At 73.9% G+C, this 13,770-nt stretch carries 18 protein-coding genes; 13 read left to right on the forward strand and 5 right to left on the reverse strand.

Annotation, left to right across the window (positions count from 1 at the left end; all coding sequences use genetic code 11):
* Nucleotides 1-393: 393 nt before the first annotated feature.
* Nucleotides 394-1,290, forward strand: coding sequence for an ADP-ribosylglycohydrolase family protein (locus ACI1MP_RS06485; RefSeq protein ID WP_404867988.1), 897 nt, complete (start codon nt 394-396; stop codon nt 1,288-1,290).
* Nucleotides 1,291-1,363: 73 nt separating this feature from the next.
* On the opposite strand, the gene ACI1MP_RS06490 is transcribed toward ACI1MP_RS06485, so the two are convergent.
* Complete coding sequence (locus ACI1MP_RS06490; protein WP_100587805.1) at nt 1,364-1,630, reverse strand: GlsB/YeaQ/YmgE family stress response membrane protein; 267 nt, start codon at nt 1,628-1,630, stop codon at nt 1,364-1,366.
* Between the two features lie 137 nt (nt 1,631-1,767).
* Between ACI1MP_RS06490 and ACI1MP_RS06495 the strand changes: the two genes are divergently transcribed.
* On the forward strand, nt 1,768-2,298 hold the full coding sequence (locus ACI1MP_RS06495; RefSeq protein WP_404867989.1) for an NUDIX hydrolase: 531 nt from the start codon (nt 1,768-1,770) through the stop codon (nt 2,296-2,298).
* 7 nt (nt 2,299-2,305) lie between these two features.
* Here ACI1MP_RS06495 and ACI1MP_RS06500 read toward each other — a convergent pair whose 3' ends face one another.
* From ACI1MP_RS06500 to ACI1MP_RS06515, 4 genes are all read right to left on the reverse strand, one after another.
* Nucleotides 2,306-3,265: a terpene synthase family protein gene (locus tag ACI1MP_RS06500; protein WP_404867990.1), complete on the reverse strand. Its 960-nt coding sequence runs from the start codon at nt 3,263-3,265 to the stop codon at nt 2,306-2,308.
* Nucleotides 3,266-3,411: 146 nt separating this feature from the next.
* Nucleotides 3,412-3,678, reverse strand: coding sequence for a hypothetical protein (locus tag ACI1MP_RS06505; protein ID WP_380332980.1), 267 nt, complete (start codon nt 3,676-3,678; stop codon nt 3,412-3,414).
* Nucleotides 3,675-4,205 (reverse strand): RNA polymerase sigma factor, encoded by a 531-nt coding sequence (locus ACI1MP_RS06510; RefSeq protein WP_404867991.1) that lies wholly within the window; start codon nt 4,203-4,205, stop codon nt 3,675-3,677. The genes ACI1MP_RS06505 and ACI1MP_RS06510 overlap by 4 nt, the downstream gene beginning before the upstream one ends.
* A gap of 204 nt (nt 4,206-4,409) precedes the next feature.
* On the reverse strand, nt 4,410-4,778 hold the full coding sequence (locus ACI1MP_RS06515) for a VOC family protein (protein ID WP_043911031.1): 369 nt from the start codon (nt 4,776-4,778) through the stop codon (nt 4,410-4,412).
* 245 nt (nt 4,779-5,023) lie between these two features.
* On the opposite strand from ACI1MP_RS06515, the gene ACI1MP_RS06520 reads away from it, so the two are divergent.
* The 11 genes from ACI1MP_RS06520 to ACI1MP_RS06570 all read left to right on the forward strand — a co-directional run bounded on the left by ACI1MP_RS06520 (nt 5,024) and on the right by ACI1MP_RS06570 (nt 13,540).
* Entirely contained in the window at nt 5,024-5,827 is an 804-nt protein-coding gene (locus ACI1MP_RS06520) for a hypothetical protein (protein WP_404870769.1), read from the forward strand.
* Nucleotides 5,828-5,905: 78 nt separating this feature from the next.
* Nucleotides 5,906-6,610 carry a response regulator transcription factor gene (locus tag ACI1MP_RS06525; RefSeq protein WP_380332983.1) on the forward strand — a complete coding sequence of 235 codons (705 nt, stop codon included), beginning with the start codon at nt 5,906-5,908 and terminating at the stop codon, nt 6,608-6,610.
* The gene (locus ACI1MP_RS06530; protein ID WP_404867992.1) at nt 6,607-8,058 is read left to right on the forward strand and encodes a sensor histidine kinase; all 1,452 of its coding nucleotides are present in this window, start codon (nt 6,607-6,609) and stop codon (nt 8,056-8,058) included. The genes ACI1MP_RS06525 and ACI1MP_RS06530 overlap by 4 nt, the downstream gene beginning before the upstream one ends.
* Before the next feature lie 97 nt (nt 8,059-8,155).
* Complete coding sequence (locus ACI1MP_RS06535) at nt 8,156-8,542, forward strand: hypothetical protein (RefSeq protein ID WP_404867993.1); 387 nt, start codon at nt 8,156-8,158, stop codon at nt 8,540-8,542.
* Entirely contained in the window at nt 8,539-8,736 is a 198-nt protein-coding gene (locus ACI1MP_RS06540; RefSeq protein WP_100587794.1) for a hypothetical protein, read from the forward strand. The genes ACI1MP_RS06535 and ACI1MP_RS06540 overlap by 4 nt, the downstream gene beginning before the upstream one ends.
* Before the next feature lie 440 nt (nt 8,737-9,176).
* The gene (locus ACI1MP_RS06545; protein ID WP_100587793.1) at nt 9,177-9,683 is read left to right on the forward strand and encodes a cysteine dioxygenase family protein; all 507 of its coding nucleotides are present in this window, start codon (nt 9,177-9,179) and stop codon (nt 9,681-9,683) included.
* Entirely contained in the window at nt 9,677-10,075 is a 399-nt protein-coding gene (locus tag ACI1MP_RS06550; protein WP_369880233.1) for a rhodanese-like domain-containing protein, read from the forward strand. The genes ACI1MP_RS06545 and ACI1MP_RS06550 overlap by 7 nt, the downstream gene beginning before the upstream one ends.
* Nucleotides 10,076-10,151: 76 nt before the next feature.
* Nucleotides 10,152-11,270 (forward strand): ABC transporter ATP-binding protein, encoded by a 1,119-nt coding sequence (locus tag ACI1MP_RS06555; protein ID WP_404867994.1) that lies wholly within the window; start codon nt 10,152-10,154, stop codon nt 11,268-11,270.
* Nucleotides 11,257-11,919 carry an ABC transporter permease gene (locus tag ACI1MP_RS06560; RefSeq protein ID WP_100587791.1) on the forward strand — a complete coding sequence of 221 codons (663 nt, stop codon included), beginning with the start codon at nt 11,257-11,259 and terminating at the stop codon, nt 11,917-11,919. Before ACI1MP_RS06555 ends, ACI1MP_RS06560 begins: the two co-directional genes overlap by 14 nt.
* Nucleotides 11,895-12,629 carry an ABC transporter permease gene (locus ACI1MP_RS06565; RefSeq protein ID WP_404867995.1) on the forward strand — a complete coding sequence of 245 codons (735 nt, stop codon included), beginning with the start codon at nt 11,895-11,897 and terminating at the stop codon, nt 12,627-12,629. Before ACI1MP_RS06560 ends, ACI1MP_RS06565 begins: the two co-directional genes overlap by 25 nt.
* Nucleotides 12,626-13,540: an ABC transporter substrate-binding protein gene (locus ACI1MP_RS06570; RefSeq protein WP_404867996.1), complete on the forward strand. Its 915-nt coding sequence runs from the start codon at nt 12,626-12,628 to the stop codon at nt 13,538-13,540. The genes ACI1MP_RS06565 and ACI1MP_RS06570 overlap by 4 nt, the downstream gene beginning before the upstream one ends.
* Nucleotides 13,541-13,770: the final 230 nt, after the last annotated feature.

Genomic DNA, 13,770 nt, shown 5'->3' on the forward strand with positions numbered 1-13,770 from the left:
ACCCCGGCTCGGCCCGGGGTCCGGGAAGGTCGGTCTCTGTTCCGCGGTGCGGACGAGCAGCCGTGGCAGGGACCGGGAAGCGAGCCTAGAAGATTCGATCAGTTCCCTGCGAGGTGTCCGCCGTCCGCGTTCTCGCCGCTCGACCCGTCGTCGAGGCCGGGGAGCGGCCACGGACCCTGGCCGGGTGCGGCGAGCGGGGCGCGATCTTTCGAGTGCGCCCGTCTCCCACCTTGAACCCGCGAGGGCGAATCAGCAGCACGAATCGCTCACGATCGAGCGAATCCCGTCCGATGGATGAGACCGGATCACCCTTCGGCACCAGTGGGAAATCGGCTCGACGGGAGGCGGGGCGGGCGGCCAGAATCGGCGGGCCCGCCGTTCCGAGGAGTCGTCATGTTTCCCGTCCCGCCGCCCGCCCTCGACAGCCTGCACGGTCTGGCGCTGGGCGATGCCTTCGGCGACCGGTGGTTCCATCCGCCGGTGGACGAGGCGTCGGCGGAGGTCGCGGGGCGGCTGGTGCGGCCGGGGCCGTGGTACTGGACGGACGACACCGCGATGGCGCTCGTCCTGGCGCGTCACCTGCGGTGCCGGGGCGAGGTCGAACCGGCCGCGCTGGCCCGGGAGTTCGCGGCCGAGTACCTGGCGGTGCCGCACCGCAAGTACGGGCCGTCGATGCATCAGGTGCTGCGCGCGGTGCACGCGGGCGAGGACCATCTCGCCGTCACCGGCGCGCTGTTCGGCGGGCAGGGCTCGCACGGCAACGGCGCGGCGATGCGGGTGGCGCCGCTGGGCGCGTGGTTCGCGGACGACCTCGGGGTGGTCGCCGAGCAGGCCGAGCGCTCGGCCCGGGCCACCCATGCGCACCCGGAGGCGGTGGCAGGGGCGCAGGCGGTCGCGTTGGCGGCGGCGCTGGCGGTCCGCTCGCGCGGCGGTGCGGCGGCGTCCCGGGCGGAGTTCCTGCGGGAGGTGGCGGCGCTGCTGCCGGAGTCCGAGGTGCGGTCCGGCCTGCGGATCGCCGCGCGGCTGCCGGCCGGGGCCAGTGTCCGGCACGCCGCGGTGGTGCTCGGCTCCGGCCACCTGGTCTCGGCGCAGGACACCGTGCCGTTCGCGCTGTGGTCCGCCGCCGGCCACCTAGACGACCTGGTCGAGGCGCTCTGGCACACCGTCTCCGGCTGGGGCGACATGGACACCACCTGCGCCGTCGCCGCGGGGGTGGTCGCCGCCCGTACCGGGGTCGTGGGCGTTCCGGCCGCCTGGCTGGCCGCGCAGGAGCCGCTGCCTGCGCTGTGAGGCGCACAACGCAGGGCGCCCCGGCCGAATTCCTCGGCCGGGGCGCCCTGATGGCGGTCCGTCAGGCGGTCGGTCAGTCGCGGGACTTGCCGAAGAGCAGCCGGTAGACGATGAGCAGGACGAGCGCTCCGGCGATCGCGGAGATCCAGGTCGGCAGGTCGAAGAAGTGCACGTTGACCGACTTGTGCAGGATCTTCGAGGACAGCCAGCCGCCGATGAACGAGCCGGCGATGCCGATCAGCGTGGTGATGATGATGCCGCCCGGGTCCTTGCCGGGAAGCAGCAGCTTGGCGACGGCTCCGGCGAGGAGCCCGAGGATGATCCAACTGACGATGCCCATGCCGTTCTCCTGCCCTGCGCCACGAGGGCCAATCCCGTCGTGCCTGTCCCTGACAAGGACGAACGGCACAATCGTTCGGTTCCGGCCGCGGCGGGCGCCGGCTGCGGTAGCGTCCGGGGGACGAGAGGGGTGGCGGGGTGCGGTGGAAGGTGTACGGGGAGCGTCCGGTGTACCAGGATCCGTGGCTGAACGTGTGGGTCGCGGACGTCGAACTGCCGGACGGGCAGCGCTTCGAGCACCACGTGGTCAAGCTGCGCCACCTCGCGGTGGCGGCGGTGGTGAACGACCGCCGCGAGGTGCTGATGCTGTGGCGGCACCGGTTCATCACCGACACCTGGGCGTGGGAGCTGCCGATGGGCCTGGTCGAGGCGGGTGAGGACCCGGCGGCCGCGGCGGCCCGCGAGGCGCTGGAGGAGACCGGCTGGCGGGTGTCGGACGTCCGCCCGCTGATCTACGCGCAGCCCGCCGCGGGCATCACCGACTCCGAGCACTTCGTGTTCCGCGCCGACCCGGTGGAGTTCACCGGGCCGCCGACCGAGCAGAACGAGTCCGACCGAGTCGTCTGGGTGCCGCTGGCGGAGCTGCGCGACCTGGTGGCCCGCCGCGAGATCGTCAGCAGCGCCACGCTGGTGGGCGTCCTGGCGCTGCTTCTCGACGAGTCCGCCTGACGCTCCGTCAGGTTCCGGCCTGCCTGCCGTCGGCGCCCGCCGTCCAGTGGATCAGGGCGTGCACGTGGCGCACCAACCCCTGGGCGTGGCGGCGGACCCGGGTGGGCCAGTGGGAGCCGCGGGCGATGCCGTCGGCGAGGAATTCCAGCGTGGTCAGTTCGGCGGCGCACAGGTCGGCGACCTTCGCGGCCGCGAGGTGCGGCGGCAGTCCGCGGTGGACCTCCAGGGCGCGCAGCAGGCTCCGACCGGTGGCCGGGCCGGCGGGGCCGAGGTCGCCGATCCAGCGGACCAGGTGCTGAAAGCGCGTCAGCAGGTCGGTGAGCTGCGGGTGACGGTGGAGGTCGTCGGGCAGGTCGAGGCCGTGGGCGAGTTCCACCCAGCCGGCCGCGCAGCGGCCCGCGCCGTCGCGGCCGCCGTGGGTGAGGTACTGCGGGACGGTCGGAGCGGTGTCGGCGGCCTCCAGCCGGTCGAGCGAACTGTCCAGGTGGGAGCGGAAGTCGGCGGCGCAGCGGGCCTGCCAGTCGGACCCGGCGAGCGTCGCGCTGTCCCGCCGGAGCTCCTCGAAGGCCCGGACCAGCGGCGGCTCCGCACCGTCCGGCGCGGTCCGCGCGCCCGGGACGTGGCCGGTGGCGGTCAGCGCCTGCAGGGCGCCGACCGTCCGCCGGGCCGTGTCGTCGTGGCCGTCGAGGTGCTCGTCGAGGATCCGGGTGAGCACCAGCCACTTGGTTGCGGCCCGCAGTCCGGGTCCGGCGGGGACGTCGCCCCAGCTGCGGGCGGCGAGGTCCAGATGGCCCCGGTCGAGGAAGGCAGTGGCGGTGGCCGCATCCAGGACGCCGGTGGCGGTGAGCCAGTGGGCGAGTTCGGAGCGCAGCGCCTCGGTGTGCGGGTGCGGCGCCGGGGCGGGTGTCCGGGCGAGCAGTTCGGCCAGTGGCCCGGTCGAGGCGCGGTGCGCGGTGGCTGGGCTCATGACGGCTGGCTCCTCCGCCGTTCGGGGGCGATCGACGTGACGAAGTCTGGTCGACCGTCCCCGACGGAGGGCGCAGAACCGGCGGCCGTTCCCCCGCCCGGCCGACTCGTGCGACGATCGGCCCGGCGGCCCTCATGTGCGGCCGCTCACACCCGCGTGAGCGTGCACTGCCCGTCCCGGCACTGCCGTTGCAGCCTCCCCCGGGAGAGCGCCTGGGCCAGGCCGATCGCCCAGCACATCGGGCAGCCGCGCAGCGCGACCAGCCCGAGGGGGGCCAGCAGCAGGGCGGCGGGTCCGGCCAGGGGCAGCAGGGCGAACGCGGCGGCGATCGCGCCGAAGCCGAGTCCGCCGCGCAGCAGATGACGCGTCAGGGTCGGGGCGGCGAAGTCGGGTTGTCCGGGTCGTCCGCTCATCGTGGGCCCCCGAGTTCGGCCCGGACGGCCGCTCGGGCCCGGTGCAGCCGGGACTTCATCGCGGCGGTGCTCAGTCCGAGCGCCTCCGCGACCGCCCGGCCGCCGTGGCCCTGCAGGTCGCGCATGATCAGCACCCGCCGCTGGTCGTCGGGCAGCGCGGCGATCGCCACGGCGACCCGTTCGCCGTCCAGCCGCCGCAGCGCCTCCTGCTCGGCGGAGTCCGCCGGTTCGGCCGGCGCCCCGGGTGCGGCGGGCAGCACGCGGATCCGCCGCAGGCACTCGTTGCGGACGATCCGGAACAGCCAGGAGGCGAGGGCGCCGCTGGCCCGCAGCATGCCGATCCGCCGGTACAGGATGATCAGCGCCTCCTGCGCGGCGTCCTCCGCGTCCTCGGGACTGGCGCACAGCGAGTGGGCGAACCGCCGCACCTTCGGGTGGGTGCCCGCCACCAGCGCGTCGATCGAGGCCGGGTCGCCGCAGCGGGCCGCGGCGATCACCTCCTCGGCGGGCCAGGCCGTCTCAACCACGCTTGCCCCGCTTCGACTTGAGCACGAACGCGCAGGTGCAGACCAGCACTGCGCCGGCGCCGATGACCAGGGCCACCATCATGGGATTCCTCCGAGCTGTCGCCGCCGGCGGCCGTCCGCCGGTGGGTGTGCCCGTAAGAGGGGGCGACCGCCGAAAAGGATTCGGCCCGGATCGGCGGGGCGCCCCGGCCCGCCGCCGTCGCGTCAGACCTCGCGCTCCGCCTTGCTGCGCTCCACGCAGAACTCGTTGCCCTCGATGTCGGCCAGCACGGCCCAGCCGGTGCCGTCGGCGTTGCGCCGGTCGTCGACCAGCTTCGCACCCAGGCCGAGCAGCCGGGCGACCTCCTCGTCCCGGGTGCGGTCCTGCGGCTGGAGGTCGAAGTGCAGCCGGTTCTTGCCGGCCTTCGGCTCCGGGACGGCCACGAACAGCAGGCCCGCGCCCTCGATCAGGGCCTGCGGGTCGCCGGGGAAGTCCTCGGCGTGCAGCGGCTGGCCGAGCACCTCCGCCCAGAAGGACCCGAGGGTGTAGGCGTCGAGGCAGTCAATGGTCACGTGGCGAATCACAGAGCTCATGCAGCGGATTCTCGCCCCGCCCCGACGGCCCTGCAATCGTATTTACCTTTCACTGACATGCCCTCGTTCGGCCCTTATGTCCTGTACTTGCCGGTTCGTCAGCCCACGAGGCGGGCACCGACTGCGCCACCGACGGCATCGCCAACACCACGACGGTCCTCGGCAACGAGCCCGACCCGGACCTGACCAACAACGCCGCGACCTCCACCGCCTGCCCGACGGGCACGCTCCCGCCGTCGTTCACCATCGCCAAGAGCGCTTCGGTCGAGTCCCCTCAGTTCGTCGGCCCCGGCGACCGGGTGACCTACACCGTCACCGTCCACAACACGGGTCTGATCGACTGCACGGACGCCAACCCGGCGTCGTTCACCGACAACCTGACCGACGTGCTGGACGACGCGACCCTCGATCCGGCGTCCATCACCGGCGGCGCCGTCGCCCAGAACGGCAGCATCACCTGGTCCGGCCCGCCGGCCGCCGGTGCCTCCGTCACCGTCACCCACAGCGTCACCGTGCACGAGGACGCCGCCGACGGCGCCAGGCTGCAGAACCTCGCCCGTCACTTCGACGGGCCCGTCCGCTGTTCTCCACCCGCGGACGGGCAGTGCAATGTTACTGTTCCGATCATGTCGCTTCCGCTTCCGCTTCCCGAGGTCAAGGCCGAACTCGACCGCCTGACCGCCGAGTTCTTCGACGCCTTCGACAACCGCGACGGCCGCCCCGCCGACGTCGCCCGCCTGCGCCGCCTGATGCTCCCCGGCTCCGTCATCACGGTCGCCGAGCCGAAGTACCTCACCTACAGCCTCGAAGAGTTCATCGGCCCGCGCGAACAGCTGCTCTCCGACGGCCGGTTGACCGAGTTCCACGAGTGGGAGACCAGCGAGCACACCGACGTCGCCGGCAGCGTCGCCTGCCGCATCGGCGGGTACCGCAAGTCCGGCCTGCTGAACGGCGAACCCTACGAAGGCGGCGGCACCAAGACCTTCCAGTTCGTCCGCACCCCCGACGGCTGGCGGATATCCGCGTTCTCCTGGCACGACGAGTCGTAACCCCCGACCGCCTGCTCCTCGTCCGGCTGTGCGAAAGTCGGTGCCCTTGCAGGGTGCGGCTGGAGCGGAGGTGGCCGGGTGGGCGGGCGGGTCTTGGTGGTCGACGACGATGCGGCGATCCGGCGGAGTCTGGAGCGGGGACTGCGGCTGAGCGGGTTCGCCGTGTCCCTCGCCGAGGACGGGACCGCCGCGCTCGCCCGGCTCGCGGACGGGCCGCCGGACGTCGTGGTCCTCGATGTCGGGCTGCCCGGGCTGTCCGGCACGGAGGTGTGCCGGACGCTGCGGGCCCGGGGGGACGACACCCCGGTGCTGATGCTGTCCGCGCTGGACGAACTCGCCGACCGGGTCGCCGGGTTGCAGGCCGGCGCGGACGACTACCTGGTCAAGCCGTTCGCGTTGGAGGAGCTGGTGCTCCGCCTGCACGCGCTGCTGCGCCGCCGCCCGCCCCAGCCGTCCGACCTGCTCCGAGCAGGCCCGCTGCGGATCGACCCCGGGACCCGCGAGGCGTTCTGGGAGGACGAGGAACTCCGGCTCACCCGGCGCGAGTTCGAGCTGCTCACCCAGTTCGCTCGCAACCCGGGCATCGTGCTCTCCCGCGAACTGCTGCTGGACCGGGTCTGGGGCTACGACTTCGAGGTGCGCAGCGACGCCGTGGACACCTTCGTCTCATACCTGCGCCGCAAGTTGGAGGCGTCCGGCCGCCGGCCCCGGCTGATCCACACCGTGCGCGGGGTGGGCTTCGTCCTGCGCGCGCCCGAGCCCGGCGAGGGCGGCGGCCGGTGAAGCTCTCCACCCGGATCGCCCTGGGCGCCGCCCTGCTGGTGCCGCTGCTGGTGGCGGCCGCCGCGGCCCTGCTGCTGCCGCTGGTCAACGCGGATCTGCACCGCCGTCAGGACACCCAACTGAACGACCGGGCGGCCGCGTTGCTCCCGAACGCGCGGGCCCTGCTGACGGCCGACACCAAGGGCCGCCCGAAGGCCGAGCAGAACCAGCAGCGCAAGGTGCTGGACGCCGCCCTGGACGCGGGCGTCCGGGTCGCCGCCGCCGACGGCACCGTCCTGCTCTCGGCCGGATCGCAGCCCGCCGACCCGCAGCTCCTGCCCTCCGGCGGCACCGTGACGGTCCGCCAGGGCGGCGCGTCCTGGCGCGTCCTGACCGTGAAGGTGAACAGCGGGGCCACCGCCGGCACGCTCTGGGTGCTCGCCCCGGCCGGTGCGCCGGCGGAGGAACTGCGAGCGGTGCGGCGGCGGGTGCTGCTGGTGGCGCTGCTGGCCGCGCCGCTCTCGGGGCTGATCGCCTTCGGGCTGGCCGAGCGGGCGACGCTGCCGCTGCGCCGCCTGGGCCGCCGGGCGGCCGTGCTGGACCCGCGGACCGGCCACGCGGTGTTCGCGCACACCCGCACGGGCACCGCCGAGGTGGACGAACTCTCGGGCGCGATCGCCCTGTTGCTGTCCCGCTACGACGAGCAGGCGGCCCGCACCGCGCACGCCCTGGACACCGCGCGGTCGTTCTCCTCCGCCGCCTCGCACGAGCTGCGCACCCCGTTGATGAGCCTGCGCACCAACCTGGACGTGCTGTCCGCGCACCCGGACCTGCCGGAGGCCGAACGCGCCGAGATCCTGGCCGAGTTGCAGCAGGACCACGCCCGCACCGTGGACCTGCTGAGCGCACTGTCGACGCTGGCCCGGGGCGACCTGGTGGAGGTTTCGGCGTTCGGCCCGGTGGATCTCGCCGAGCTGGTGGACGCCGCCGTCGCGGAGGCCGGACGCCGCCACCCGCAGACCGTCTTCCGCACCGAACTCCCTCCGGAGGCCCGGGTGTTCGGCTGGGACGCGGGCCTGCGCATCCTGCTCGACAACCTGCTCGGCAACGCGGCCGTGCACGGGCGCAGCGGCGACGCTCCCGCCGAGGTGGACGTCCGGCTGCGGATCGAGGGCGCCGCCGCGCGGCTCACCGTCGACGACCGGGGCCCGGGCATCCCGCCCGCCGACCGCGCCGCCGTCTTCCGGCGCTTCCACCGCCGCCCGGACAGCCCGGGCTCCGGCCTCGGCCTGACCCTGGTCGCCCAGCAGGCCGCCCTGCACCGCGGTTCCGCCACCGCCACCACCCGCCCCGACTCTCCCGGCTGCCGCTTCGAAGTCCGCCTCCCGCTGCTCCGCGACCACGCTCCGACCCCGGAACTCCCGGCTCCGCGCGCCTGGTTGGGCGCGCCGGAGCAGCCGGCCGGGTAGTCCGGCCGAGGTTCCACAGGGTTTCCACAAGAAGCGCCCGTACGGTCGCCTGCACGGCCGGGCGGTCCGGCCGTGAGGTAGTGGGAAGGGGAGTGCCATGCGGATCAACCGGACGGTCGCGGCGGCCGGGGTGCTCGCGCTGGCGGGCGCACTGCTGGCGGCGGGGCCCGCGCAGGCGGCGAGCGGGACGGCGCCGAAGGGCGACGGGGCGAAGGCGATCTGCAAGCGGCTGCCGAAGACCGAGGAGCGGATCGACAAGGCGCTCACCCGCCTGCACGGGGACGCGACCGTGAACGGGTCGGTCGCCCGATTGGAGCAGCGGGTCGACAGCGCCAAGAAGGCCGGCCACCCCGAGATCGAGAAGTACCTGAACGACCGCCTGACGGTCCGCCGCAGCCTGGTGTCGACCCTGGACACCCGCAAGGCGGACCTGAAGTCGGTCGCGGACTGGTGCGCGAAGAACGCCCCGGCGGCGGCCAAGTGACCCGCCGCCCCGCCGCCACGGCCGCCCTGGCGGCGCTCACGCTGGCCGCGGCGGCCCTGCTGACGGCCTGCGGCCCGACCGCCGCACCCGCCGACGGCCCGGACAGCGCGCAGGTCCAGCAGATGCAGCAGAAGGTGGACGCGGCGGACAGCGCCGCCGCCCAGGCCGACGACAACGCCGGTCAGGACAACTGAGCCACGTCGAGAACCCCGACGGCCCGCACTCTCCCCGGAGCGCGGGCCGTCGGCCCGTCCGCCCGCACGCCCGTCCGCCCGCATGCCCGGACGCTCGAATGCCCGGCTGGCGAGACGGAATCGTCCACCGTTCGATCGCCTGCGTGGCGGAACTTGACGCGCCGCCACCGGGTCGTGAAGCATCGGCGGCATGAACTCCGGCACCTTCCTGGTCTGCCGCCTGCACGTCGATCTGCGACGCCAGGCGAGCGACATGTGTGCCTGTTGACCTTCCCCGCCTGACCTCCGCGCGCATCCCCGTGAGTTGAACCGGGCCCTGCCGCAAACCCCCGCAGCACCCGCATCCGCCCGTTCGGCGGTGCGCCCTGCCGTCCCGTTCCCGCCGCCCGCCGCCCGCCGTTCCCCGGTGACGGCCGTCGCGGCACATCCGGAGGAGAGCCATGCCCACCGATCTCGCCGCCCCCGCACCCCCGGAGGCCGGATCCGCCCGCCCACCGCTGTCGCCGAACGCGCTGCGCCGCCTCGTCCGCGACCTGGCCGAACGCCCGGAACGCTGGCTGCACCGGGTGCGGCTGTCCGGCGAGGACCGCTGGTACGAGCGGCTGGAGCTGGCCCAGGACTACGAGGTGTGGCTGATCAGCTGGCTGCCGGGCCAGTCGACGGGGTTCCACGACCACGGCGGCTCGCGCGGGGCGTTCACGGTCGCGCTGGGCGAGCTGGAGGAGCTGGCGCTGGCCGGCCCGGAGCACGGCCTGACGGTGCGCCGACTGACCGCGGGCACCGAGCGGGCGTTCGGGCCGCAGTACCTGCACGATGTGCGCAACACCTCGCCGGGGCCCGCGGTGACGCTGCACGCGTACTCGCCGCCGCTGGCGCGGATGTCCCGGTACGAGCTGCGGGCCGGCGGCCTGGTGCGCACGGCGACGGAAGGACCGGAGCAGTGGTGACGACGGTGGACCAGTTGGTGGCGCGGGCCCGCGAGGGGATGGAGCGGCCCGGGCCGGAGCAGGCGTGGGCGGCGGTGACGGCCGGGGCCCGGCTGGTGGACATCCGTCCGGCGGCACAGCGCGCCCGGGAGGGTGAGATTCCGGGGGCGCTGATCATCGAACGCAACGTGCTGGAGTGGCGGCTCGACCCTACGGGCAGTCACCGAATTCCCGAGGCGACCGGACACGACGTGCCGTGGATTGTAGTCTGCTCGGAGGGCTACGCCTCCTCTCTCGCGGCCGCCTCACTAAGGGAGTTGGGGCTGTTCCGGGCGACGGACCTGGCCGGCGGGTTCGTGGCCTGGGCCGCGGCCGGCCTGCCCACCCGTTCGGTGGATCAAGGTTTGCGGTGATCGCGACCCGGGAAGCCGGACAGACGTATTCAGATCAGTGTTCGATAATCCGCTCGGCCATCGCTAGGACCCTTCCGTGATCAGATTCGAGGGCGCCGCCAAGCGCCACCCCGACGGCACGGTTGCCGTCCGAGGCCTGGACCTCGACGTACCGGCGGGCCGCACCACGGTCCTGGTCGGCCCGTCCGGCTGCGGCAAGACCACCATCCTGCGGATGGTCAACCGGATGGTGGTGCCGACCGGCGGCCGGGTCCTGCTGGACGGCACCGACGTCGCCACCCTGCCGGCGGCGCAGCTGCGGCGCGGCATCGGATACGTCATCCAGCAGGCCGGGCTGTTCCCGCACCGCCGGGTGATCGACAACGTGGCGACGGTGCCCCGGCTGCTCGGCTGGGACCGCAAGCGGGCCCGGGCCCGGGCCGCCGAACTGCTGGAGCTGGTCGGCCTGCCGCCGGAGACCGCCCGCCGCTACCCGGCGCAGCTCTCCGGCGGCCAGCAGCAACGGGTGGGCGTGGCACGGGCGTTGGCGGCGGACCCGCCGGTGCTGCTGATGGACGAGCCGTTCAGCGCGGTCGATCCGCTGGTGCGCGCCGGGCTGCAGGAGGAACTGCTGCGGCTGCAGGCCGAGTTGGGCAAGACGGTGCTGTTCGTGACGCACGACATCGAGGAGGCGGTCCGGCTCGGCGACCGGGTGGTGGTGCTTCGCGAGCACGGCGAGATCGCCCAACTCGCGGATCCGCACACCCTGTTGACCGCTCCGGCGGACGCCGGGGTGGCCGCCTTCCTGGGCCGCGACCGGGGCCTGCGCGGCCTGGGCCTGCGTCCGGCCGCCGACGTCCCGCTCGCGAAGCTCGAACCGGTCCACGACGGCTGGCAGTTGACGCTCGATCAGGACGGCCGCCCGGAGCACTGGCTGCACGACGGGCAGCGCCACCCGGTGCCGGTGTTCGCCCCGGCGCGGGACACCCTGCGCTCGGCGCTGGACGCGGCGGTGCTGTCCCCGTCCGGCCACGCCGTGGCGGTGGACGCCGACGGCCGGGCGATCGGCACCGCGAGCCGGGCCGCCGTGGTGGCCGCACTCGCCGCGCCGGGGACGCAGGAGCCCGACGCGCACGACTCGGGACCGCCCGCATCCGACGCGCACGAATCCGGGGCGCACGGCTCGGGGGCGCAGGTGAACCATGCTGGACGGTGAGCCGCTGGTCCGCTGGCACTGGCTCGGCGACCACCTGGGCTACTTGGCCGGCCTGACGGGCGACCACGCGGTGATCGCGCTCGTCCCGGTGCTGATCGGCCTGCTGCTGGCGGTGCCGCTGGGCCTGGCCTGCACCCGCTGGCCGCGGCTGTACCAGCCGCTCGCGGCGGTGTTCAACGTGGTGTACGCGCTGCCCTCGCTGGCGGTGTTCGTGGTGCTGATCCCGTACACCGGGCTGGCCACCCGGGAGACGGTGATGGTGCCGCTGACGTTCTACGCGCTGGCGGTGCTGCTGCCGACCACGGTGGACGGGCTGCGCGCGGTGCCGGAGCCGGTGCGGCAGGCCGCCACGGCGATGGGCTACGGGCCGTGGCACCGGCTGGCCGCCGTCGAACTCCCGGCCGCCGTGCCGTACTTGATAGCGGGTCTGCGGGTCGCGGCGGTCTCCTCGATCTCGCTGGCGGCGGTCGGCGCACTGATCGGCCGGGGCGGCCTCGGCTACCTGTTCGTGGACGGCTTCCAGCGGACCTTCCCGACCCCGATCCTGGCCGGGATCGTACTGGTGGCGCTGCTGGCGCTGGTCTGCGACCTGCTGCTGGTCGCGGCCCGCCGCCTGCTCGCGCCGTGGGCGACGGGGGTGGCGCGGTGAACTGGTTCGGCTGGCTGCACGACTTCTTCGCCGACCCCGCGCACCGGAGCGGGCCGGACTCGATCCTCGACCGCGTCCTGGAGCACCTGGCGTTCTCCGCCGAGGCGCTCCTCCTGGCCACCCTGCTCGCGGTGCCGCTGGGCCTGCTGATCGGCTACACCGGGCGCGGCCTGTTCCTGGTCACGGCGCTGACCGGCATCGCCCGCGCGCTGCCCACCCTGGGCCTGGTCACGCTGGCGGTGCTGCTCGCGGGCGTCGGCGACACCGCGGTGCTGCTCCCGCTGACGGCGCTGGCCGCGCCGCCGCTGCTGGTGGCCACCGCCGAGGGCATCCGCGGCTCCGATCCGGACGTCCGCGACGCGGCCCGCGGCATCGGCCTGACGCACCCGCAGACGCTCTTCCAGGTGTGCCTGCCCGCCGCGCTGCCCACCCTGCTGGCCGGCGCCCGCACCGCGGCCGTCCAGGTGATCGCCACCGCCACCGTCGCCGCCTACGTCGGCCTCGGCGGCCTGGGCCGCTACGTCATCGACGGCCTCGCCACCCGCGACTTCCCCACCACCGTCGGCGGCGCCCTGCTGGTGGTGCTGCTGGCCGTCGCCGTCCAACTGCTGTTCGCCCTGCTCATCCGGTACGCGACGCCACGCGGCGCGCGCACCGCCCATGTTGACGAACCCGCGGGCTCCCCCGCACTTTCGAAGGAATCCATATGACGACCCGTCCGGTCCGAACCGCCGTCGCCGTCGCCGTGCTGATGCTCGGCGCGGCGGCCTGCTCCTCCTCCGGCGGGGGCGACCCACTGGCCGCGAAGTCCCCCGCCGCGCAGGGGGGTTCAGGGAAGACCGTGGTGGTCGGCTCGGCGAACTTCCCGGAGAACGTGCTGCTGGCGTCGATCTACTCGCAGGCGCTGCAGGCCAAGGGCGTGAAGGTCGAGGAGAAGTTCAACATCGGCAGCCGCGAGGTGCTGTACGGGCAGCTGCAGTCCGGCGCGCTGACGGTGCTGCCGGAGTACAACGGGGCCCTGCTGGGCTACCTGGACGCCAAGTCGACGGCGACCGGCAAGGACGCCGTGAACACCGAGCTGGCGGCGAAGCTGCCGGCCGGGCTGGGGATCCTGGACTCCGCGGCGGCCGAGGACAAGGACTCGCTGACGGTCACCCAGGAGACCGCCGACCGGCTGGGCGTGAAGTCGATCGCCGACCTCGCGGGCAAGGCGCAGGACCTGGTGATCGGCGGCCCGCCGGAGTTCAAGTCGCGCCGCGAGCAGCAGTTCAAGGACGCGTACGGGCTGACCTTCAAGGAGTGGAAGCCCACCGCCGACACCACCGCCAACGCGCTCAAGGACGGCACCGTCCAGGTCGGCAACGTGTTCACCACCGACCCGAAGATCGTCCAGCTGAAGCTGGTGTCGCTGAACGACCCGAAGAACCTGTTCAGCTCGCAGAACGTCACCCCGCTGGTGAACAAGGCGGGCCTGGACGCCACCGGGACGGCCGCGCTGAACGCGGTCTCGGCGAGGCTCGACACCGCCGGGCTGACGGCGCTGATGAAGCGCGTCGCGGTGGACAAGGAGGACCCGTCGGCGGTCGCCAAGGACTGGCTGAAGACCAACGGCCTGAACTGACCCCGCACTGCCCGTCGGCCCCGCACCCCGCTGTCCCGGGTGCGGGGCCGACGGCGTGTCAGGACACCTGGTGGGACGGACAGTTAGGAGTCTTGACAGATGAGTGGTCCAGACCAACCATGGGAGCGTTGTTTTTCCCGACCGGAACGCATCGTGGGGGTGTGACCACCGGCCGGGGCTTCGTACGCCCCGCACCACCCCGGCACTCCCTGCACCAGGCCGAACACCCT

The organism is Kitasatospora griseola, assembly GCF_044999035.1.
Taxonomy (GTDB): Bacteria; Actinomycetota; Actinomycetes; order Streptomycetales; family Streptomycetaceae; genus Kitasatospora; species Kitasatospora griseola.

Excerpts from the sequence above, each read along its gene's own strand:
- ACI1MP_RS06485 (WP_404867988.1), top strand. The coding sequence starts at position 394 with ATGTTTCCCGTCCCGCCGCCCGCCCTCGACAGCCTGCACGGTCTGGCG.
- ACI1MP_RS06490 (WP_100587805.1), bottom strand. The coding sequence starts at position 1,630 with ATGGGCATCGTCAGTTGGATCATCCTCGGGCTCCTCGCCGGAGCCGTC.
- ACI1MP_RS06500 (WP_404867990.1), bottom strand. The coding sequence starts at position 3,265 with ATGAGCCCAGCCACCGCGCACCGCGCCTCGACCGGGCCACTGGCCGAA.
- ACI1MP_RS06505 (WP_380332980.1), bottom strand. The coding sequence starts at position 3,678 with ATGAGCGGACGACCCGGACAACCCGACTTCGCCGCCCCGACCCTGACG.
- ACI1MP_RS06515 (WP_043911031.1), bottom strand. The coding sequence starts at position 4,778 with ATGAGCTCTGTGATTCGCCACGTGACCATTGACTGCCTCGACGCCTAC.
- ACI1MP_RS06535 (WP_404867993.1), top strand. The coding sequence starts at position 8,156 with ATGCGGATCAACCGGACGGTCGCGGCGGCCGGGGTGCTCGCGCTGGCG.
- ACI1MP_RS06545 (WP_100587793.1), top strand. The coding sequence starts at position 9,177 with ATGCCCACCGATCTCGCCGCCCCCGCACCCCCGGAGGCCGGATCCGCC.
- ACI1MP_RS06560 (WP_100587791.1), top strand. The coding sequence starts at position 11,257 with ATGCTGGACGGTGAGCCGCTGGTCCGCTGGCACTGGCTCGGCGACCAC.
- ACI1MP_RS06570 (WP_404867996.1), top strand. The coding sequence starts at position 12,626 with ATGACGACCCGTCCGGTCCGAACCGCCGTCGCCGTCGCCGTGCTGATG.